The sequence below is a fragment of the Synechococcus sp. BS55D genome (assembly GCF_004332415.1).
Lineage (GTDB): Bacteria > Cyanobacteriota > Cyanobacteriia > PCC-6307 > Cyanobiaceae > Synechococcus_C.
In genome coordinates this window covers 195,360-215,818 of record NZ_PHQT01000002.1, presented here as the reverse complement: position 1 = coordinate 215,818, position 20,459 = coordinate 195,360, and the positions used below count along the sequence as shown (strand labels likewise).

The following is a 20,459-nucleotide window of genomic DNA, read 5'->3' as shown; positions in this document are numbered from 1 at the left end:
GCTCGGCGTTGGCCCACTATGTCAGGCATGGGCCTGATCGATGCAGTCGTTGGTGATGGTGGTGGGTGATGGCGTGGCTGGTGAAGGCGTGGACCTGAGGCACTTCCGTGCAGCAGGAGGGCCGATCGTGGACGTGCGCAGCCCCTCGGAATTCGCGCAAGGCCATTGGCCGGGGTCGGTCAACATTCCGCTTTTCAACGACGACCAGCGTGCTGAGGTGGGACTGACCTACAAAGAGGAAGGGCGACTGGCGGCCACCCAGCTCGGGCTGGCCGCGATAGGGCCTCAGTTGGCGGATCTTGCCGATGCCCTGCGCTGCGCCGCAGGAGCCGATGGTCAACTGCGGCTCTACTGCTGGCGGGGGGGACTGCGCTCCAACAGTGTGGCCTGGTTGGCACGACTCGTTGATCTGAATCCCACTCGTCTGGACGGTGGCTACAAAAGCTACCGACGCTGGGTGCTGGCCAGTTTTGAGGAGCCCTGGCCGCTGCGCCTGCTGGGAGGACGCACGGGCACAGGAAAGACTGATTTGCTGCTCGCCCTCGCCCAGCGGGAGGTGGCGGTGGTGGATCTGGAAGGCCTCGCCCATCACCGGGGCAGCAGTTTCGGTGGCCTGGGCCTTCCGGAGCAGCCCAGCACGGAGCATTACGAGAATCGCCTCGCCGAAGCCCTGGATCTTGCGCGCCATCAAGGAGCTGATCAGATCTGGCTCGAGGCCGAAAGTGCGCAAGTGGGCCGTTGCCGCATTCCCAATGCACTGTTTCGCCAGATGCAATCCGCACCGGTCCTGGAGATCCGACGCAATCTTGAAGAGCGTGTCGCGCAGCTGGTCACGGTCTACGGATCCCAGGGACGCGAACCCCTGCTTGCCGCAACGGAACGCATCAGCCGCAGACTCGGGCCACAGCGCACCAGGGAGGCGATCGATGCCATCCAGGAGCAGGACTGGGCGAGGGCCTGCAGGGCCATGCTCGACTACTACGACCGTTGCTATGAGCACGAGTTAGCCCGTTCCCCAGCTCGGCAAAGCGTTGATCTGGACGGCCTGAGTGCTGATCAAGCCGCCGATGCTCTGCTGCATCGACAGCTGATCGAGCCTCGCCAATGCTGAGCACAACCTGGAAGAGCTGGCTCTAAAGTCACCCTTTGGTCAGCTGGGGACAAACGACATGGCAGAGGCGGCAAGCACCGGTGGCCAGGCGACAGCGGCAATTCAATTTTTCCGTGGGGTCGATGAGCCGGTGGTGCCGGATATCCGCCTCACCCGCAGCCGCGATGGACGCACCGGCCAGGCCCTGTTCGTGTTTGAGCAGCCCGATGCCCTGGCCCCCGAGAGCATGGGCGACATCACCGGCATGTTCCTGGTGGATGAAGAAGGCACCCTGGTCACCCGTGAGGTGAAGGCCCGTTTCGTGAATGGCAAGGCCAGTGCCTTGGAGGCCACTTACACCTGGAAGAGTGAGGTGGACTTCGAACGCTTCATGCGCTTTGCCCAGCGCTACGCCGACAGCCACGACCTGGGCTATTCCCAGAATTCCGGCGACAATGCCGAGGACAACGACAGCGACGGGTGAAATTTCCCCAGTGGATTGGGCTCGCCGCCCTTGGCGCTGCAGTGGTCCTGCTCTGGACGCTCAAGGACGTTCTCATCCACCTGTTTGCAGCAGTGGTGCTGGCCATGGCGCTCTGCACGCTGGTGGGAACACTCCGGGCCCGTTGGCCGATTCCCAGACCTGTCGCCCTGCTGATCTGTCTGGTTGGCCTGCTGGTGGTCATCGGCCTCGGAGCAGCCGTCGTCGTCCCCCCATTCACCAGCCAGTTTCATCAGCTGCTGCTTCAACTCCCGGCTGCTGCAGGTGAGCTGAAGACCCTGGCGATCAATGCCATCAACGTCATCTCCGGCTGGGTCTACGGAAGCGGAGCCAGCGGCAGCTGGAGTGATCGACTGTTCGCCAACGGCGTCACATCACTCCCAGACAGCTCCACCTTGGCGAGCGGTCTCGGGGGGGGACTACAGAGCCTGCTCGGTCTCGCCGGAAACCTGGGCAGCGGACTGGTGCAGCTCTTGTTTGTACTCGCCGTCAGCCTGATGGTTGCTGTACAGCCCAATGCCTACCGCAACGTGGCGATTCTTCTGGTGCCGTCGTTTTATCGACGCCGTGCCCAGGGAATCCTTGATCAGTGCGGAAACGCGCTGAGCAGCTGGATGGTGGGGGTGCTGATCAGCTCCCTCTGTGTAGCGTTGCTGGCTGGCATCGGTCTCTCGCTCCTCGGCGTGAAGCTGGTGATGGCCAATGCTCTGCTGGCCGGTCTGCTCAACGTGATTCCCAACGTTGGCCCAACGATGAGCACGATTTTTCCGATGGCAGTCGCTCTGCTGGATTCCCCCTGGAAAGCGCTGGCGGTGCTTGGGCTCTACGTGATCGTGCAGAACCTGGAAAGTTATGTGATCACACCATCGGTGATGCACCACCAGGTCAAACTGCTGCCGGGACTGACCCTGACGGCACAGTTTGTCTTCACGGTGGTGTTCGGTCCGCTTGGGCTGCTGCTGGCCCTTCCACTCGCTGTGGTGCTGCAGGTGCTGATCCGTGAAATCGTGATTCACGACCTGTTCGATCGCTGGAAGTCGGAAGGCCGCCTCCGTCTCTCCAGACAAAGCACACCATGAGTGCCCGGAACCTGCTGGCCGCCCTCACCCTTGTGGTGCTCTGCCTGTTGGTGTGGGAACTGCGCTGGGTGTTGCTGGTGCTGTTCGGCGCCGTGGTGCTGGCCGTGGCCTTAGACGTGCCGATCCGCAAACTCATGCAATTAGGGCTACCGAGGCACCTCTCGCTGCTCGTGGTGCTGGCCCTGCTGATTCTGGGCGGTGCACTGGTGATTCAGCTGCTCGTACCGGAACTGCTCACCCAGCTCCAGCAGCTGACCTCCCTGCTCCCGAGTTTGGTTGAAAAACTTCGCTCCATCATCGCGAGCCAGCCGAGGCTGTCCGAGCTGGAGCAATCGATTCCGGAGCAGTTCAGCTGGGAGCGAATCCAACCCGTTGGCTTCCAGCTGCTTGGGGTCGCTGGCGGTGCAGCGAATGGGCTGATCCAGCTCCTGCTGATGAGCCTCTTGGCGGTGCTCATGGCCCTCGACCCTGGCTCCCATCGCCGCATGGTGATCGCTGCAACCCCCAGGCCAGCTCGACCGATGATGAAACGGGTTCTCGATCAATGTCGAGCGGCCCTGGGCGGCTGGCTTGCGGGCATGACACTGTCTGCAACGGCGGTGTTTCTTCTCACTTGGCTGGGTCTGGTGCTGTTAAAAGCGCCGCTTGCTCTGCTCAGCGCGCTGATCTGCGGCCTGCTGACCTTCGTGCCAACCATCGGTCCAACGGCGGCCACCCTGCTGCCGCTTGGCCTGGCACTGTTGATCTCGCCGACACTGACCCTTCAGGTGCTGATCCTGCGGCTAGTGCTGCAAAACCTGGAGGCTTTCCTGCTCACACCGCTTCTGTTACGGCGTACGGTGAACTTGCTGCCGACCGTGGCATTGATGGCTCAGTTAAGCCTGGGCGCCCTGCTCGGCCTGCCTGGAGTTCTGCTGGCCCTCCCTCTCGTGGTGGTTCTGCAGGTGGGAATGGAACTGGTCGTGGTGCGTCAGATCATGGATCGCTGGAGCTGATCCCCACTTGTCTTAGGGGCGCGACGGTCCTGCCTTCACCTGACGGATGGTATTGCGAGGGCTGGTGCGCACCGGATTCAGGCTGGACGGTCGCACTTTCGCCGGTTGAGCTCTGGGGCGATGGGGCTGGAACTGGGACTGGGTTCTGGCGATGAGCACCACGCCGACGAGGCCCACGAGAAGCAACACAGCCCAGTAACGCTTCAGCGCCATGGCGCAACCTCCAGCCATGGCTCAATCTCCTGAGCGAGGCCCGTAACGACGCCAGAGCGAAGGAATGGCACAGAGCACAACAATCGCGAGGGCATGATGCCGGATCGCATAGGACAGGGCTGTGACTGTGACGTGGTCACGGAGCAGAAGCAGTTCAGTGCGTAGATCCAGCAGCGCCAAAATCAGGAGCAACGCTGGAAACCATCGGTCGCTGCTGCGACGGGGAGAACCCACGGATCAACTCGCGCGACTGGGGGGGACGGCGCGTCTGGACCAGAGCGTGAGAAGCGAGGGAGCCAGGGCGATGCTCGACCAGCTACCGACGATGACGCCGGCTGCAAGAGCCACTGCAAACCACACCAGGGTGCTTCCCCCGAAGAGGATCAGGGCCAACAGGGGCATCAAGGTGGTGCCACTGGTGTAAAGCGTGCGCGTGAGGGTTGCAGTAACCGCATTGTCGACTTGCTCACCAATCGGACGATCGCCTTCCAGGCGCTGCCGTTCACGAATGCGGTCGAACACGACCACGGTGTCGTTGACCGAATAACCGGCAATGGTGAGCAGAGCCACTGCAAAAAGACTGTCGACCTCCAAGGCGATCAGTAGGCCCAGCCAGGCGAACAGGCCACAAACGATCACCACATCATGGGCAAGGGCCAGAAGCGCGAGCGCGGCGTAGCGCCTGTCGTAGCGAATGCTGATGTAGACCGCGATTCCCGCGAAGGCGACCAGCAGGGAGATGAGACTGCTGCGCAACAACTGATTACCGAGGGTGGGACCGATCGTGTCCACAGCCTGTCCACCGGGCAGAAACGGTCCGGCCACAGGCGTGAGCGCAGCGATCACGGCCTGGCCCTGGGCCGCACTGAGGGTGGGCATGCGCAGCACCAGAGACTTGCCGCGATCGAGAAGCTGAACGCGCGCGGAGGCAAGATTGGGTGCTGGAGCATCGGCTTCGTCTGGCAATGGAGCCGCCGCAAGGACGTTCTGAAGCTCAGAGACCTTCAGTGCGCCACAGCTGGTCCCACAACGGCGCTCCAACTGGATCTGAGTACCGCCGGTGAAATCAAGGCCGGGGCGAAGGGGAGCATGAATCTGAGGGTTGGTCCAGCTGAGGAGGATGCCGATGACGCTGACCGCAATCATCAGAAACGACACCCACCAGACACGACGACGAAGACGACTGACGTTGAAGACGACCATGGCTCAGACGGGAGACGTGGGGAGCTGTCGCTCTGGAATGAAATTGCTGATACGCCTCAGGCCCTGATAACTCATCAGGAAGCGCAAGAGCGTACGGGTGCAGGTGAGGGCGGTAAACAGGCTGAGCAAGACGCCGATTCCCAGGGTGGCGGCAAAGCCTTTCACGAGACCGGTGCCGAGGAAGAACAGAGCCGCACAACTGATCAAGGTGGTGAGGTGACCATCGACGATGGAGGAGAAGGCTTCGGAGAAGCCCGTCTCGATGGAACGGATCAGGGTGTTGCCCCGCCGCAACTCATCCTTGATGCGCTCAAAAATCAGCACATTGGCATCGACCGCCATGCCAACGCTGAGAATGAATCCAGCAATGCCTGGCAGGGTCAATGTGACCGGTAGAAGGGCGTAGATCGCGAGGTTGAACAACGCATAAAGGCTGAGAGCGAGCACGGCAACGAAGCCCGCCAACCGGTAAACCACCACCATGAAGACAGCCACGAGCGCCAGGCCAGAAAGGGCAGCAATCAAGCTGCGCCTGACGTTCTCGGCCCCAAGGCTGGGACCGATCGTGCGCACCTCAAGGATCTTGACGGGAAGAGGCAGCGATCCCCCCCGCAGCTGCACCTCAAGATCCCTCGCCTCTTCGGCGCTGAAATTGCCAGTAATCGAGGCTGCCCCCCCGGTGATGCCAGCCGCTTTGAACTGTTCACCGACGCTCGCCTCACTGATCGGCTGACCATCGAGAACAATGCCAAGCAAACGCCCTGTACCGGCGATGGAGCGGGTGAGTTCAGCAAAGGCATCTCCCCCCTCACGATTAAAGGAAAGGGTCACTTCCCAGCCAGGGGTATTGGGCTGCTGCTGACGACCTGCCGTCACAAGATCCTTGCCGGTGAGTGCTGCAGGCTCAAAACGGGCCACGATCTCCTGGTTGACCTTCTCCAGCAGCTGCTCGAGTTGCTGCTGCTCACTTCCGGCACTGCCACTGAGACCAAGAGCCTTCTGGGCCTTCTCGAGCTGTTCGAGATCGAGATCCTCGTTTTGCTGGGAGGGTTGTGCCGCTTCGGCTCGAGCCTGACGCGCCGCAAGGATGGCCTTGGTCTGAGCGCGAAGCTTGAGGAGACCCCGCATGTCCTCTTCTGTGCCGGGCTTCTGGGCACGGAATTCAAGGAGGGCCGTGCTGCCGAGCACCTTGGCGGCCCGGGATGGGTCGGTCTCACCAGGCAGCTGCAGAACCAGTTGATCGTCACCAATGGTCTGGAGAGTCGACTCGGAGACTCCCAATCCATTGACCCGGCGGTCGAGGACCGCCTTCACCGCCTCCAGTTGCTCGGGCTTGACGGTTTTGATCTCACCGCCGGGCTGCACCTCGAGGGTGAGCTGACTGCCGCCGCGCAAATCAAGACCAAGCTGCAAAGGGAAGCTGGCAAGCACCGATGCCGCCGCAATCGCTAGGGCGAGGATGAGGGCAAACCAGCCCTGCTGACGCGCCATTGATCAGATCCCCACGCGAACGATCTGCTGAGCCGCCTCAACGATCTGATGGGGCTGAATGATCGTGAGGTTCTCGAGATTTCCGTTGTAGGGGGTAGGGATGTCCTGGCTGGAAAGGCGCACAGGGCGAGCATCCAGATCATCGAAGCACTGCTCGGTGATCAGGGCGATCAGTTCGGCTCCGATGCCACCGGTCTTCATGCACTCTTCCACCACGATCACCCGATGGGTCTTACGGATCGAGCGGGCGATCGTTTCCATATCAAAGGGCTTGAGGCTGATCAGATCGATCAACTCCACGCTGATGCCATCGGCTTCCAGCTGTTCCACAGCCTTGAGGCAGTGGTGACGCATGCGCGAGTAGGTGAGGATCGTGACGTCAGTCCCCTCTTGCACCAGGTCGGCCTGATCGAGTGCGCAGGTGTACTCACCCTCTGGCAACTCTTCGCTCAGGTTGTAGAGGAGCACATGCTCGAAGAAGAGCACAGGGTTGTTGTCGCGGATCGCCGCCTTCATCAACCCCTTGGCGTTGGTGGGGGTGCTGCAGGCCACGATCTTGATGCCGGGCACCGCATGGAAGTAGGCCTCAAGTCGCTGGCTGTGCTCGGCACCGAGCTGACGGCCTACACCACCGGGTCCACGCACGACGGTGGGAATCGTGAAGTTGCCGCCGCTGGTGTAGCGGAGCATGCCCATGTTGTTTGAGATCTGATTGAAGGCGAGCAACAGAAAGCCCATATTCATGCCTTCCACGATGGGGCGAAGGCCCGTCATCGCTGCTCCGACGGCCATGCCTGTGAAGCTGTTTTCCGCAATCGGGGTGTCGAGCACCCTCAGCTCCCCGTACTTTTCGTAGAGATCCTTGGTGACCTTGTAGGAACCGCCGTACTGACCGACGTCCTCTCCCATCACGCAGACATGGGGATCTCGAGCCATCTCCTCGTCGATGGCCTCACGGAGTGCGTTGAAAAGAAGCGTCCCTGCCACGGCGTTGCTGTCGGTCCGGCCTTGCCGGCTTCAGCGGCCAAGCTATCTCAGTCCGGGCGCCTTCACCCTCCGGCGGCGAAGGTTGTGAGCAGCAGCACCGAGAGCAGCAGGCCCGGAGACAGAAGCAAAACCAGCTGACCGAGATCGTGGGGCGTCATGGAAGAAGGTCGCCCTAGAAGCGATGAGGGCACGCTCAGACGCTAGGCAGCATCGGGCTCCTGGCCCGTGAAGAGACTGCGAAGAAACACCAGAAACAAGCCCAACCCGATGAAGGCAAAGCTGAAGGTGGCCAGAAAACACATGCCGATCAACAGGGTTTTGAGCGCCGTGGCAATGCTTTGGGCAATCGGTGAGCTGTAGTTCGGAGGATGGGCTGCGAAATAGAGCACCATGCGCTTGCTGAGGCCGAGGCTCAACCAGGCGAGCAACAGGCTTGTGAGGGAACCCGAGACGAAGCTGAGGGGACCCTTGCGCCTCTCCTCATTCGGTTGACCGCTGTTCTTGCTGTTCATGCCGCCAGCTTGGCCCCATGGCCCAGAAAGGAACAACTCCAGGCTTCCAGCCCTGCGTCATAGAACTGGTCCCGATGCTGTTCAAGGGCAAGATCCGCAGCGCTGCGATCGGGGAACAGAGCGAAACAGCTCGGGCCGGAACCACTCATGGCCACCCGCAGCTGTCCGGGAAGTTCCGAGAGCAGCTGCAGAGCGATTGGCACCGCAGGGGTCTGGGGGGCGACGACCTCCTGCAGGTCGTTGCGCAATGGAGGAATCCGCAGGTCGTCATGGGGCTGCAGCCAGGGCGCCTGACGCAAAGCCTGACGGCGATCCTCAAAGGCCGACTCGTCGTTCAGGTAGCTGGCCCCGCGCAGGCGTCGACATTCGCCGTAAGCCCAAGGGGTCGAGACGCTGACCAGGGGATCCTTCACGAGCACGACCCCAAAACGATGGCAACCAGCCACCGGAGGCTCCAGGGTTTCACCGCGGCCGAAGCAGAGCTGGCTGCCTCCGGCAATGCAGAAGGGCATATCGGAACCCAGGTCTGCCGCCATGCGCTCGAGCTCGGCCTGGCTGTGGCCCAAGCCCCAAAGGGTGTTGAGCGCCACCAGGGCGGCTGCACCATCACTGGAGCCGCCGGCCAGACCTGCCCCGATCGGGATTCGCTTGCTGAGATGAAGCCTGGCGCCCAGTTCACCAAAGCCAGAGCGCTGGCGGAGCAATTCCGCAGCCCTCACGATCAGATTGTCGCGCCCGCAGCTCAGATCGTCGCGATCACAGGTGAGATGCAAGCTGCCGTCTGCGGTGTTGATGCAGGAGAGCTCATCGGCCAGGTCGATGCTCTGCATCACCATCGCCAGCTCATGAAAGCCATCGGCTCTCAGGCCAAGCACCTCCAGGTGCAGATTGATTTTGGCTGGGGCGCTGACGCGAACCGTGGCCGTCATGACGTCGTTGAGGCGATGACGGCCTGATTCAAACCCCTAGCGAAGCGGACCCAGGCCTCGGGTGCGATCTCCTGAGGGCGCTGCTGCAGCTGAATTCCCGCCGATGCAGTCAGATCCTGAAGCTGTTCAGGCGCACAGAGGCCAGCCAGAGTGTTGCGCAGCATCTTGCGTCGAGCGAGAAACGCCCTACGCAATAAGCGTTCAACCGTGCGGGCCAGCTCCGGCTCCAGGCGCTGGTTGATCGGCAGAGGATCGAGGCGGATCACCTCCGACTGCACCTTCGGCGGCGGCTGAAAACAACGGGGAGGCACCGCACAAACGGACTGGCAGCTGGCCAGCAGCTGCATCCGCACGCTCAGGGCGCTGAAGCTGCTGGCACCGGGGCGGGCGCGCACCCGTTCGGCCACCTCCTTCTGCACGAGCAGCACCAACGATTGGTAGGGAGGATCAACAGGCCGATCAAGGCGTCCGATCAGGCGCTCCAGCAAAGGGCCGGTGATGTTGTAAGGGATGTTGGCCACCACCTTGGTGGCTGGTGCATCGTCGGGAAGGGTGAGTGGCCCTTCCAGCACATCTCCCTGCCTCAGAGAGAAACGGGAATCACCAGCGAAGCGTTCCTGCAGACCAGCCACAAGATCACGGTCGAGCTCAATGGCATGAACTCGGGCCGCTGGCGATGCCAGCAGTCGCTCGGTGAGGGCGCCCCGACCGGGCCCAACCTCCAGCACACGATCCTCGGGCTGGAGATCAGCAGAGCTGAGAATCTGATCCAACACGCGCTCATCGGTGAGCCAGTGCTGTCCGAAGCGCTTGCGGGTGGTGTGGCCGGAGAAGCTCATGATTCCTGGGACCATCCTTCACTGTGCAGGAACGCAGCCACCGGGATCCATCGCACCGGTTTGATGCTGGGGGGCAAGGGCACCAAGGCCAGCACCACCTCTAGACCCGTGCCGGACCAAAGGGGATTTTCGACCTGCCAGCAGGCCAGCGCCCTGCCCAAGCAACGGCGCTTGCGATAACCGAAAGCATGCAGGCCCCATCCATCCAAACCGGATGAGCTCCGACCCTTGACCTCCACCGCCAGTAACCGCCCCTGCGGTGGCGCTCCCTTGGCCATCACAAGATCGATCTCACCCCAGCGGCAACGCCAGCGCTGCGCCAAACAGCGCCAGCCCTGCTGGCGTAGTAGGCGCAGCGCCCTGCGTTCGGCCCACTGACCCTGATCCGGAGGCTGCAGCGCTCTTGAGCCCATGACCGACACCCCTGGATCAGCACTGCCGAGACCAAGCATTCCCCCCAACCATGACCGAGGCTGCATGACACGTTATCGTGTCAATAGCGTTACGAATTCGTGCTATTCAAGAGCACTTCAACGCCACCCCAGCGCCACCTCAGCACTCGCCAACCGATCCAGCCCTTCAGAATGGCGACATCTCCGGAATCGCAGCGGTCCATGCGTTCACGCCTGCTTGTGCTTCTGATCGGCCTGCTGCTGCCCCTCTCCCTTGTGCTGCAACCGGCACCAGCCCTGGCGGCCATGGACTACGCCAAGCAGGTGCTGATCGGCGCCGACTTCTCAGGACGGGAGATGCAGGGCGTCACCTTCAACCTCACCAACCTGCGCGAAGCCGATTTATCAGGCAGTGATCTCCAGGGAGCCAGCTTGTTCGGCGCCAAGCTGCAGGATGCCGATCTCAGCAACAGCAATCTTCGCGACGCCACCCTCGATTCCGCCGTGCTGGATGGCACCAACCTCAGCAATGCGGTCCTGGAGGACGCCTTCGCCTTCAACACCCGCTTCATCAACGTGACGATCAGCGGCGCTGACTTCACGAACGTGCCCCTGCGTGGCGATGTGCTCAAAACCCTCTGCGCAGCTGCTGAAGGCACCAATCCGGTGACCGGCCGCAACACCCGCGACACCCTCGGCTGCTGATGAGCTTCGATCCCCGCAGCCTGGAACGCCTGAAGGAGTTGGGCCGGAGCCTTCCCCAGGCCCTGCCCGCGCCCGAGGCGAAACCAGCACCATCGCCGAAAGCCAGTGAGCGACGCCACAAGGTGGAAACGGAGCAGAACCCGGAGCAGCTGTTCCGCGAACTGATGCACGTGAGCCCCGATGGCACGGTGCCCGAGCACCTGATGCAGCGCCTGAAGGAAGCGGAAGAGCGCACCAAGCTCGAACGTCGCCCTCCCCCGGCAACCACCAGCTCCCCCTTACCGCCGACGACCAGTCAACGGCCGAACAAAGGCAAAAACACCCGCGCCCAGCGCCCCCCCGTCACGCCGGGCAGCGAAGAGGAAAGCCTCTACGTGGCCTTCGGGCAGTTGCTACTGGAAGACGAGGAAGAGGATTGAATCCCTCCCGCTGCCGGATCATCGCCGTCGGCAAGGTGCGCAAGGGCTGGGTGCAGGAAGGGGTGGAGCTCTACCTCAAACGACTCCCTGGGCTCACCGTGGTGGAACTCAAGGACAGCAGCAGAGAGAAGGAGGCGGAGGCGATCCGTGCCGCCCTGCGATCCGATGAACTCCCGGTGTTGCTGATGGAGCAGGGTGACACCCTCGCCTCGGTGCCCTTCGCCACGCGACTCGACCAGTTCGGCAACGAACGCCTGGCCTTTGTGATTGGCGGCGCCGATGGGCTGACCGATGAGCTCAAAGCTGCCGCCCGCTGGCAACTGAGCCTCTCACCCATGACCTTCCCCCATGAATTGGCCCGGCTCCTGCTGCTCGAGCAGCTTTACCGAGCCCAGGCGATCCTGCAGGGGAGCCCCTATCACCGGGCTTGAACCCTGATCCAGGCATCCAGGCGCATGGCCATCTCAGGCGCCCACTCTCTGGGCAAAAGCACTTTGGTGAACGACTGGGTGCAAGCCCACCCTGAGTCCATCAGAGAAGAGGAACCATTTCGCGCTCTCGCCCTCTTCACCAAGCCGTAAGGGTCAGCGGCTGGAACTTGGCGACACTCAGGGTCCAGCCGCGGCCCGCCATGACCCGAAGGCCAGATTGGAACGCTTGCGTGTCACCCGTCTTGAGCCAAGCGGACTTGAGGGCCGGGAGATCCTCCGGCAGCCGCTCCATCGGCAGCTCTACCAGCAGCAGACTGTCCAGACCACAGACACGGCGAATCGGCCCCTCGTCACTCCGTTGCCACACACGCAGCAACAGCTCCAGCGCCAGGGCATGGGCCACCTCCACGGGCTGCTCAGCAGCAGCGGCCTCGACCGTCAGCGAACGACCGGCGAGCGGCAAGGCCCGCCGCCCCTCCTGCTCGATCAGAGCTAAAGCGACGAGATAAGGAGCCTCAGCCATCGGGAACAGAGCAATGGGCGCATCCTCACCGATCCCAAAAGCCACAAGTCCAGAACACCTGTACTATTCCATGGAGTCGGATGGTCTCCATTGGCGGTCGAGCGCTCCTCTCTTCAAGCAGCACAGCCCCTGCGCCTCCAGCGCCATCCGCTCCACCTGCCCCTGGCAAGCGAACGGGTGGCCGCAGGCTTTCCCTCTCCCGCGGACGATTACGTGGAGGTGGGGATCGACCTGAATGAACAACTGATCCGCCATCCCACCAGCACCTTCTTTCTAAGAGTGAGCGGCGACTCCATGACCGGCGCCGGCATTCATGACGGCGATCTGCTTGTGGTGGACCGCAGCCTCGATCCCAGACCGGGTCGGGTGGTGGTGGCGGTGCTGGATGGCGGTTTCACCCTCAAGCGACTGGCACGCCATCGCGGCCAGCTGCGCCTGGAGGCCGCTAATCCCGACTATCCGCCCCTCGACCTGCATCGCTGCGGCGATGTGCAGATCTGGGGAGTGGCGATCCATGTGATTCACCCGCTCTGAACCCTCAGGGGCAAGTCCCATGCCTGCTGTCACGGCCCTCATTGATGCCAACAATTTCTATGCCTCCTGCGAGCAGAGCCTTGATCCAGCCCTGATCGGCAGACCGGTGGTGGTGCTTTCCAACAACGACGGCTGCATCGTGGCCCGCAGCGCCGAAGCCCGAGCCCTCGGCATTGCCATGGGCACCCCCTATTTCCAAGCCAAGCGCGACCTGGAACGCCATGACGTGGTGGTGCGCAGTTCCAACTACGCCCTCTACGCCGACATGAGCCAGCGGCTGATGAGCCTGCTGGAAGGGGAGGTGGAGGAGCTGGAGATCTATTCGATCGACGAGGCCTTCGCCCGGCTCAGCCGACCGGCCGACGGCGATCTCCTGCCCTGGGGGAGACGCCTGCGCGCCCTGGCCCGACGCAACCTGGGCTTACCCATCGCCATTGGACTTGGCTCCAGCAAGGGGCAGGCCAAACTCGCCAACCGCTTGGCCAAGGTGGAACCGGCCCATGCCGGCCTGTTTGATCTGGTGCGCTGCTGTGATGTCGACCGATGGCTGGAAACAATCGCCATCGAAGATGTGTGGGGAATCGGCCGCAAGCTGGCCCACTGGTGCCGGCTGCGGGGCGTGAGCAATGCCCGCCAGCTGCGCGATATGCCCAGCGGTGAACTGCGGGCCAAAGCCGGCGTGGTGGGTGTGCGGCTGCAACGGGAACTGCAGGGCTACAGCTGCCTACCCCTTGATCTGGCCCCCTCCGCCAAGCAGGAGACCTGCGTAAGCCGCAGCTTCAGCCGACCCATTACCAGCCTGGAGGAACTGTGCGAAGCAGTGGCCACCTACGTGGTGCGCGCCGCCGAGAAACTACGCAAGCAACAGCAACGGGCCGCCGCCCTCACGGTGTTCACACGCACCAGTCCCTTCGTCCCTGGCTTCTACAGCCAGGCCGCCAGCACTCGCCTAGACCTACCCAGCAACGACACCCAAACACTGCTCAACGCCGCTTTGCCTCTGGTGGAGCGAATCTTCCAGCCGCACCGCCAGCTCGCCAAAGCCGGAGTACTGATGCAGCACCTGCAGAGCAGCGACCAGTTGCAGCATCACCTGCTGGTGCCCTGCAGCGAAGCCGAGCAGCAACGGCGCGACAACTTGATGAACACAATCGACCGACTGAACCAGCGCTACGGCCGTGGCACCGTGCAATGGGCTGCCTGCGGACTGGATCCCAGTTGGGCCATGCGCCGGGAGCGACTGGGACGAGCCGCCACCACTCGGCTCAGTGATGTGCCGGTCGTGCGGGCTTAAACAGTCATAAAGAAAGAGGGTCAGATCGCCTCACAACAGGAATCGATTCACACGATGAAGTGGATCGCGCAACACAAAAACAGCATGCAAAGGATCTGTACCAAGGTCATTGGCGCACTTGCGGGGATAGGAGTGCTTGGGGGCGCGGGTTTGAACAGCGTTCAAGCCTGCACAAGCTTCACGTTGAAAGGCAATGACGGTGGCCATGTGTATGGCCGCACGATGGAATTCGGCCAACCGCTGAACAGCGCCGCCGTGTTGATTCAGCGGGGGACGCCGTTACGCGGCAATGGGCCCAACGGCGGCATTGGCAACGGGCTCGCCTGGACCAGTCGCTACGCCGTGGTGGGACTCAATGCCCTGGGCCTCAAGGATGTGGTGCCCGATGGCATGAATGAAAAGGGATTGGCCGGCGGCCTGCTCTATTTCGCTGGCTATGCAGACTTTCAAAAGGTTCCAGCAGGACAGACCAAGCGCTCGATCAACAGCGCCCAACTGCTCACCTATGTGCTGACCAACTTCGCCACCATCGAGGAGGTGAAGCAAGGACTTCCCAAGATCCTGGTGAACGGAGCCGCCGTGAAGGCCTTTGGCGGTCCACTCCCCATCCACATGACATTGCATGACCGCAGCGGCAAGAGCCTGTCAGTGGAATACATCCAGGGAACGCTGACCATGATGGACAACCCAACGGGGACCTACACCAACGACCCCCCGTTTCCCTATCACCTGGCGACGGCAGGGAATTACGCCAACTTGAGCGCCATGCCACCGGCGGAGATGACAATCAATGGCCTGAAGCTGCCACCCACCAGCACCGGTGGTGGCCTGCATGGGTTGCCAGGGGATTTCCTCTCCACCTCCCGCTTCATTCGCGCCCTGCTGCTCAGCCGCTTCGCACCAACCAATCTCAGCACCAAGCAACAGGTCGGAACCGCGTTTCGTCTGCTGGGCCAGTTTGATCTGCCACCAGGGAGCATTTTGCTTCCGCCAGGTGGGTCCTTCGGTGGAGCCGGATCCACAACCATCTATGAGATCACGGAGTGGAGTGTGGCTGCTGACCAAAAAAACCTGGTGTACTACATCCAGACCTATGACAATCCAGGCTTACGCAGCCTGAATTTTGACCAGCTGCCTCTCGATGGAGGAACGATCAAAGTGATGCCTCTGAATCAACCGCTGAACGTGACGGTTCTGAAGCCCTCCTGAGCCCTGATCAACCAAGGATCAGACCTGTTGAAGCAACTGCACAGCCTTCTCACGGCGGCTGCATAGCAACACCATCCGCTCCCCATGGGCGTTAAGACCGGTCTGCTCCCGGAGCAAATCAGTGCTGGCCAAAGCCAAACCGCAGGTTTCACAGAACAGCACCGGCAGGGTACCTCCATGGCCTGACATCCCCTGGAGGTCCAGCGCCTGACGCACCGCCCGTTGGGCCTTGTCGGTGCCGAGCCGCTCGACCATGGCAGGCCAGAGGTGATTCACCGGTTGGGTGTCGGAGAAATCAATCGACGGGGAGGGCATCAGAGAGGCAGCTGCTCCAGCGCAACCACGATCATCTGTGGGGTCACAGGGATCGTCTCCAGGGCTTCGGCGTTGTCGAGATAGGCCTCGAAGGAGGCAAAACGCTCAATCCTGGGATCCGCGCCCTCGGCGGCGCAGGCGGCAATCCAATCATTGTCCTCAGGCTTGACGGCCACATAGGCCTGCAGGGCCTCGTCCAGATCGCCACCGTCACCGATGCCATCGCCATGCCAGATGGCCTCGAAGAATTCAGACATCTCAGGCGGGAAAGAGACGGCGGTTGCGATTGGCGATGGCCACCAGCGACAGCATCACGGGAACCTCCACCAACACGCCCACCACCGTGGCCAGGGCGGCGCCCGATTGCAACCCGAACAGGCTGATCGCCACAGCGACGGCCAATTCAAAGAAATTGGAGGCGCCGATCATCGCCCCCGGCGCGGCAATGGCACGGGGCTGGCCCCAGAGGCGCATCCACTGGGCGCTGATCCAGAAGATCAGATAGGTCTGCAGGATCAGGGGAACAGCAATCAACAGGATCGCCAGCGGCTCAGCAAGGATCGAGCGGGCCTGCACCATGAACAGCAGCAGCACCGTACCGATCAAGCAGACAACGGAGAGTGGCTTAAGGCGCTGTTCGAGACGCTCAATCCGGCCAGGGGAGCGGAGCAACAGCCGAGTGAGCCAGCCGGCCGCCAGGGGAACCACGACAAACAGCCCGACAGCAGCGAACAGCGTGTCCCAGGGCACCAAGACCTCACTGACCCCCAGCAGAAGGGCAGCGATCGGTGCAAAGGCGAACACCATGATCAGATCGTTGACCGCCACCTGCACAAGGGTGTAATTGGGATCGCCGTCGCTGAGACGGCTCCAGACGAAGACCATGGCCGTGCAGGGGGCCACGCCAAGCAGGATCATGCCGGCCACGTATTGATCCCCCAGCTCAACGGGAATCCAACTGGAGAAGAGTCCGCGGATGAACACCCAGGCGAGGGCCGTCATCGTGAGTGGCTTGATCAGCCAGTTCACCACCACGGTGATGAGCAAACCGCGCGGCTGACGGCTGAGACCTCCGATCGCGGAGAAATCCACCGCCAGCATCATCGGATAAATCATTCCCCAGATCAGCAGGGCGATCGGCAGGTTGATTCCTGCCAACTCGAGGCTCGACAAGGTATCGGGCAGGGAGGGCACCAGGGCGCCGATGGCGACCCCAGCCACGATCGCCAAAGCAATCCAAAGGGAAAGAAACCGCTCAAAAAGCCCCATCAGGCCGCTGGTGGCAACGCATCAGTCTGCGGGATCGCGCTCACGGTGTAGCCGGCGCAACGCTGCTGGTCGAGATGGGCCAGGTGTTTGCGTTCGCTGTAATACAGATCCTGGAAGCGCAATGCATCCGCGTTCAGCTCCTCAAACATGGTCTGGATGCGCGCCTCCATGTCGATGGCAACGTCGGACTCGGGCTGCACCTGACTGATCAGAGAGGCGATGCAGCGCTCGAGAGTCTCCAGCCGTTGACCACCCCAGGCTTCCAAGAGATGGCGGCAACGTTTGATGCTCTTCTGCCGCTCGAGCATGGCGGCGGTGCCGCGCAGCTGCTGGATCGGATTCGCCAACGCCAGCATCTGCAACTCACCCGGCTCCAGCAGGGGGGTCAGACGCGACACCAGCGCACTGTTCTCAAGAATGAGCTGATCGGTGAGCAACCGCGGCAGATCCAGATCCGCCAGTGCATGCCCGGGATCCTCCCCCCTGCTGATGGCCTCCAGCTGGCCAGCATCCAGGTTGGTTTCCTCCAGCTCACTGATGGCAGACCAGAGCAAACGGTGATGTTGAAGTCCAAAGTCCTCCAATTCCCGCTGCCGCAACTCCCTGCGGATCACACCGCGATGCGATGGGCAATGCAGGTAAAGGCGCAGGAGCTCCGCTTCACAGCGCTCACGCTGACTGGATTCCCCCGGTTGCTCGAACCGGGCTGAGCGCCCATGCCAGCGCTGACCCTTGACCTGCTGGCGTAGATCGTCCTCGAGCTGAAGCGCCACACGCCCCTGGCCGCCGCTGAGCCGTTCAGCGACCTGCTGCAGGTAGTGGGTGCGGATTGCTGACTGGGGCAACTTGCCCAGGAGCTGCACCAGGGCGGCAACAGCTTGCTGAAACTGATCGGCTTTTGCCAGATCACGTCCCTCGAGCACTTGCTCGATCTGCCAATCAAGCCAGAGAGGAGCCTGATCGAGCAGGGCGCGATAGTCGCCGGCGCCGTGCTCCTTGAGGTACTCATCAGGATCCTTGCCCGAGGGCAGATGCAGCACCCTCAGCTCGAGCTGGCCCTGCAGGGCCAGCTGCTCCACCTCACCGATCGCCCGGTTGGCGGCCCGCACCCCGGCACCGTCAGCATCGAAATTGAGCACGATGCGTTTGCCGTCACTGCAGCGACAGAGCTGGGTGATCTGCTGACTGCTGAGGGCCGTGCCCAGGGAGGCGACTGCATTGGTGATTCCGGCCGCATGGAGCGCGATCACATCGAAATAGCCCTCCACCACAACGGCGCGGTCGTCCTTACGGATCGGATTGGCAGCGCGGTCCAGGCCGAAAAGATGCTTGCCCTTCTCAAACACCTCCGTTTCAGGGGAGTTGAGGTATTTCGGTTCCGAACCATCCAGGCTGCGGCCACCAAACCCGATCACGCGGCCCTGCCGGTCTCGGATCGGCACCATCACCCGGTGACGGAAACGGTCGTAGAAGCCGTTGCCACCCTTACGGGGCACGACAAGACCGGCCGCCTCAAGCAATTCAGGAGGCATCCCCTCCACCTGCTGCAGATGGCTCAGGAGACCATCCCACTGATCGGGGGCATAGCCGAGTTCAAAACTCTCGAGGGTGGCCTCACTCAACCCTCTCGACTCACGCAGATAGGCCAGCGCCTCAGCGCCGACAGGCTGCTTGAGCTGACTGCGGAACCAGCCCGCCGCCAGGGCCAAGGCGCGGTGCAGACGATCACGGCGCGAGAGCTGCTGCTTCAGGCGCTCCTGCTGGGGCCCCTCGACCGTTTCGATCGGCAGCTGATATTTCCGAGCGAGATCCAGCACCACATCGCCGAAGCTCTGACGCTGCAACTCCATCAAGAACTTGATGGAGTTGCCTCCGGCCCCGCAGGAAAAGCAGTAGTAGAACTGCTTGGCCGGCGACACCGTCATCGACGGCTTGCTGTCGTCGTGAAACGGACAGATGCCGACGAACTCACGCCCCTTTTTCTTGAGCACAACGTGCTCACCGACCACATCGACGATGTCGGCACGCTCCTTGACGGCTTCAATCGTGCGGGGGTGGAGCCGGGGCATCGCCATCGGCCCATTCTGCGGGACCTGACACCGGGTGGCATGGTTGAGCGGTGATCGCCGGCAATCCATGGGAGCCCTGCTCAACGCGATCCGGGCGCGTCAGTCAGCCACGCAATGGAGAGCCTGCGGACTCCTGATCGCCTGCTCGCTGGCTTTCAGCCTGATGACCGTTTGCGTCAAGCATCTCGGGGGTCAACTGCCCGTGGCGGAAATCGTGCTCGTGCGCTCGTTGATCAGCATCGCCATCACGCTGAGCATGCTGCGCCAGGCGCAGGTCTCGCCCTGGGGCCAACGGCGAGGACTGCTCCTGCTGCGCGGTGCGCTCGGCACCGCGGCCCTGCTGTTCTTCTTCGAAGCCCTGGCTCGCCTACCCCTGGCGGCGGCGACCCTGATCCAATACACCTATCCGACGCTCACAGCTCTGTCCGCCTGGCTGATGTTGGGAGAACCCTTGCGTAAACGCATCAGCATCGCCGTGCTGCTGGGCTGGCTAGGGGTGACCCTGGTGGTACAGCCCCAATGGATCGCCAACGCTGGAGCTGACCTGACGGCGATGCAAGACCTGTCGATGGTGGCCGTGCTGATCGGCCTCGGTGGGGCTTTGCTCACGGCGCTGGCCTACGTGAGCGTGCGCCAGCTCTCCAGGAGCGAACACCCCCTTGTGATCGTCTTCTACTTTCCGCTTGTCTCCGTACCCGCCACCCTTCCCTTTCTGTGGCATTCGGCAGTGTGGCCCTCCGCGACCCAGTGGCTCTGGCTGGTCGGCGTCGGTCTCTTCACCCAACTGGGCCAGGTCTGGCTGACGGAGGGCCTGGCCGCACTGCCGGCGGCACGCGCCACCTCCATCAACTACGTGCAGGTGGTCTTTGCCACGATCTGGGGGGTGCTGTTCTTCGCAGAGCCGGTCACCGGCACGGTGGTACTCGGTGCCACCTGCGTCCTTGGGGCGACCCTGATCAGCTTGAGCGCCCGCCAACCTCCCCCTGATCAGGTGGGGTCGATCGGCAGCGGATAAGTGACCCACTCCTGGGAGCTTCCATCACTGGAGCCAACGGGTTGAGCCAGTCGCCAGCTCTCACCGCGTTCCCCCCGCTCCAGAAACAGCTCAAACGGGCTGTCGACCCTGACCCGATCGCCCGGGAGCTGCCAGTCAAAGCGTCCGGTGAGATGAAGGCCGCGGTGGTCACCAAGGCGGATCGAGTCCTGATCCTCGACGCGCACCCGGCTCACCTCCGGATCCCCGGCTGCGTCTAGATCGAGTGAGCGCGCAATCGCCGACTGCGTCAGGGTGATCTGAAGCCCAAGCGCGCGAAGAAGCACGGCACGGGGTGGCTGTGAACTGGCAGTGCAGGCTGAGAGGGTCAGGGCCAGAACGGCGCTGAACACCAACGCAAACCACCGCCTGAAAGCGAAGACCCCCTGGGGGAACGGCGTCGGGTCGGGCAGCATGGGCGCAGAG

26 protein-coding genes are annotated in these 20,459 nt (G+C 62.5%); 11 read left to right on the top strand and 15 right to left on the bottom strand.

The features are described 5' to 3' along the window. Positions 1–40 precede the first annotated feature (40 nt). From mnmH to CWE16_RS04720, 4 genes are read left to right on the top strand one after another with little or no spacing between them, the layout of a single operon-like run. A complete protein-coding gene (mnmH, locus tag CWE16_RS04735) occupies positions 41–1,111 on the top strand; it encodes a tRNA 2-selenouridine(34) synthase MnmH (RefSeq protein ID WP_443081605.1) in 1,071 nt (356 codons plus the stop codon). A gap of 58 nt (positions 1,112–1,169) precedes the next feature. Further along, positions 1,170–1,574: a photosystem II reaction center protein Psb28 gene (gene psb28 / locus CWE16_RS04730; protein ID WP_131455431.1), complete on the top strand. Its 405-nt coding sequence runs from the start codon at positions 1,170–1,172 to the stop codon at positions 1,572–1,574. Continuing rightward, positions 1,571–2,671, top strand: coding sequence for an AI-2E family transporter (locus CWE16_RS04725; RefSeq protein WP_131593405.1), 1,101 nt, complete (start codon positions 1,571–1,573; stop codon positions 2,669–2,671). The genes psb28 and CWE16_RS04725 overlap by 4 nt, the downstream gene beginning before the upstream one ends. Next, positions 2,668–3,666: an AI-2E family transporter gene (locus tag CWE16_RS04720; RefSeq protein WP_131455433.1), complete on the top strand. Its 999-nt coding sequence runs from the start codon at positions 2,668–2,670 to the stop codon at positions 3,664–3,666. Before CWE16_RS04725 ends, CWE16_RS04720 begins: the two co-directional genes overlap by 4 nt. Positions 3,667–3,678: 12 nt before the next feature. On the opposite strand, the gene CWE16_RS04715 is transcribed toward CWE16_RS04720, so the two are convergent. The 9 genes from CWE16_RS04715 to CWE16_RS04675 all read right to left on the bottom strand — a co-directional run bounded on the left by CWE16_RS04715 (position 3,679) and on the right by CWE16_RS04675 (position 10,292). Further along, positions 3,679–3,879 (bottom strand): hypothetical protein, encoded by a 201-nt coding sequence (locus CWE16_RS04715; RefSeq protein ID WP_131593403.1) that lies wholly within the window; start codon positions 3,877–3,879, stop codon positions 3,679–3,681. A gap of 21 nt (positions 3,880–3,900) precedes the next feature. Further along, positions 3,901–4,113, bottom strand: coding sequence for a hypothetical protein (locus CWE16_RS04710; RefSeq protein ID WP_131593401.1), 213 nt, complete (start codon positions 4,111–4,113; stop codon positions 3,901–3,903). Between the two features lie 3 nt (positions 4,114–4,116). Next, complete coding sequence (gene secF / locus CWE16_RS04705) at positions 4,117–5,082, bottom strand: protein translocase subunit SecF (RefSeq protein WP_131593399.1); 966 nt, start codon at positions 5,080–5,082, stop codon at positions 4,117–4,119. 3 nt (positions 5,083–5,085) lie between these two features. Then, positions 5,086–6,573: a protein translocase subunit SecD gene (secD, locus tag CWE16_RS04700; RefSeq protein WP_131593397.1), complete on the bottom strand. Its 1,488-nt coding sequence runs from the start codon at positions 6,571–6,573 to the stop codon at positions 5,086–5,088. A gap of 3 nt (positions 6,574–6,576) precedes the next feature. After that, positions 6,577–7,560, bottom strand: a complete 984-nt coding sequence (locus tag CWE16_RS04695) for a pyruvate dehydrogenase complex E1 component subunit beta (RefSeq protein ID WP_131455438.1) — start codon at positions 7,558–7,560, stop codon at positions 6,577–6,579. Between the two features lie 200 nt (positions 7,561–7,760). Continuing rightward, positions 7,761–8,072, bottom strand: coding sequence for a DUF3082 domain-containing protein (locus tag CWE16_RS04690; RefSeq protein WP_131455439.1), 312 nt, complete (start codon positions 8,070–8,072; stop codon positions 7,761–7,763). Next, a complete protein-coding gene (gene ispE / locus CWE16_RS04685) occupies positions 8,069–9,001 on the bottom strand; it encodes a 4-(cytidine 5'-diphospho)-2-C-methyl-D-erythritol kinase (RefSeq protein ID WP_131593395.1) in 933 nt (310 codons plus the stop codon). The genes CWE16_RS04690 and ispE overlap by 4 nt, the downstream gene beginning before the upstream one ends. Continuing rightward, positions 8,998–9,840 (bottom strand): 16S rRNA (adenine(1518)-N(6)/adenine(1519)-N(6))-dimethyltransferase RsmA, encoded by an 843-nt coding sequence (gene rsmA / locus CWE16_RS04680; RefSeq protein WP_131593393.1) that lies wholly within the window; start codon positions 9,838–9,840, stop codon positions 8,998–9,000. Before rsmA ends, ispE begins: the two co-directional genes overlap by 4 nt. Further along, positions 9,837–10,292 (bottom strand): YraN family protein, encoded by a 456-nt coding sequence (locus CWE16_RS04675; protein WP_330848529.1) that lies wholly within the window; start codon positions 10,290–10,292, stop codon positions 9,837–9,839. The genes rsmA and CWE16_RS04675 overlap by 4 nt, the downstream gene beginning before the upstream one ends. A 162-nt stretch (positions 10,293–10,454) precedes the next feature. Between CWE16_RS04675 and CWE16_RS04670 the strand changes: the two genes are divergently transcribed. Genes CWE16_RS04670 through CWE16_RS04660 form a run of 3 tightly spaced genes read left to right on the top strand, consistent with a single transcriptional unit; the run spans position 10,455 to position 11,787 of the window. Further along, the gene (locus CWE16_RS04670) at positions 10,455–10,937 is read left to right on the top strand and encodes a pentapeptide repeat-containing protein (RefSeq protein WP_131593391.1); all 483 of its coding nucleotides are present in this window, start codon (positions 10,455–10,457) and stop codon (positions 10,935–10,937) included. Next, positions 10,937–11,356, top strand: a complete 420-nt coding sequence (locus CWE16_RS04665; RefSeq protein WP_131593390.1) for a hypothetical protein — start codon at positions 10,937–10,939, stop codon at positions 11,354–11,356. The genes CWE16_RS04670 and CWE16_RS04665 overlap by 1 nt, the downstream gene beginning before the upstream one ends. Then, positions 11,353–11,787, top strand: a complete 435-nt coding sequence (locus CWE16_RS04660; protein WP_131593388.1) for a 23S rRNA (pseudouridine(1915)-N(3))-methyltransferase RlmH — start codon at positions 11,353–11,355, stop codon at positions 11,785–11,787. The genes CWE16_RS04665 and CWE16_RS04660 overlap by 4 nt, the downstream gene beginning before the upstream one ends. A 136-nt stretch (positions 11,788–11,923) precedes the next feature. Here CWE16_RS04660 and CWE16_RS04655 read toward each other — a convergent pair whose 3' ends face one another. Next, positions 11,924–12,310, bottom strand: a complete 387-nt coding sequence (locus CWE16_RS04655; protein WP_131593386.1) for a hypothetical protein — start codon at positions 12,308–12,310, stop codon at positions 11,924–11,926. Positions 12,311–12,400: 90 nt separating this feature from the next. On the opposite strand from CWE16_RS04655, the gene CWE16_RS04650 reads away from it, so the two are divergent. The 3 genes from CWE16_RS04650 (at position 12,401) to CWE16_RS04640 (ending at position 15,347) form a co-directional block, all read left to right on the top strand. After that, positions 12,401–12,844: a LexA family protein gene (locus CWE16_RS04650; protein WP_131593384.1), complete on the top strand. Its 444-nt coding sequence runs from the start codon at positions 12,401–12,403 to the stop codon at positions 12,842–12,844. Positions 12,845–12,863: 19 nt separating this feature from the next. After that, positions 12,864–14,138, top strand: coding sequence for a Y-family DNA polymerase (locus CWE16_RS04645; RefSeq protein WP_131455449.1), 1,275 nt, complete (start codon positions 12,864–12,866; stop codon positions 14,136–14,138). Between the two features lie 84 nt (positions 14,139–14,222). Beyond that, positions 14,223–15,347: a choloylglycine hydrolase family protein gene (locus CWE16_RS04640; RefSeq protein WP_131593382.1), complete on the top strand. Its 1,125-nt coding sequence runs from the start codon at positions 14,223–14,225 to the stop codon at positions 15,345–15,347. Positions 15,348–15,365: 18 nt separating this feature from the next. Here the strand turns inward: CWE16_RS04640 and CWE16_RS04635 are convergent, their stop codons facing one another. The 4 genes from CWE16_RS04635 to dnaG are packed head-to-tail and all read right to left on the bottom strand — an operon-like array spanning position 15,366 to position 19,006. After that, complete coding sequence (locus tag CWE16_RS04635) at positions 15,366–15,662, bottom strand: hypothetical protein (protein ID WP_131455451.1); 297 nt, start codon at positions 15,660–15,662, stop codon at positions 15,366–15,368. Beyond that, positions 15,662–15,919, bottom strand: a complete 258-nt coding sequence (locus tag CWE16_RS04630) for a hypothetical protein (RefSeq protein WP_131593377.1) — start codon at positions 15,917–15,919, stop codon at positions 15,662–15,664. The genes CWE16_RS04635 and CWE16_RS04630 overlap by 1 nt, the downstream gene beginning before the upstream one ends. 1 nt (position 15,920) lies before the next feature. After that, a complete protein-coding gene (gene arsB / locus CWE16_RS04625) occupies positions 15,921–16,931 on the bottom strand; it encodes an ACR3 family arsenite efflux transporter (protein WP_131593375.1) in 1,011 nt (336 codons plus the stop codon). Next, positions 16,931–19,006 carry a DNA primase gene (gene dnaG, locus CWE16_RS04620; protein WP_131593373.1) on the bottom strand — a complete coding sequence of 692 codons (2,076 nt, stop codon included), beginning with the start codon at positions 19,004–19,006 and terminating at the stop codon, positions 16,931–16,933. Before dnaG ends, arsB begins: the two co-directional genes overlap by 1 nt. A 61-nt stretch (positions 19,007–19,067) precedes the next feature. On the opposite strand from dnaG, the gene CWE16_RS04615 reads away from it, so the two are divergent. After that, positions 19,068–20,015, top strand: a complete 948-nt coding sequence (locus CWE16_RS04615; RefSeq protein ID WP_131593371.1) for a DMT family transporter — start codon at positions 19,068–19,070, stop codon at positions 20,013–20,015. Here CWE16_RS04615 and CWE16_RS04610 read toward each other — a convergent pair. After that, the gene (locus tag CWE16_RS04610; protein ID WP_131455598.1) at positions 19,988–20,449 is read right to left on the bottom strand and encodes a hypothetical protein; all 462 of its coding nucleotides are present in this window, start codon (positions 20,447–20,449) and stop codon (positions 19,988–19,990) included. The two genes, CWE16_RS04615 and CWE16_RS04610, sit on opposite strands and share 28 nt — an antisense overlap. Positions 20,450–20,459: the final 10 nt, after the last annotated feature.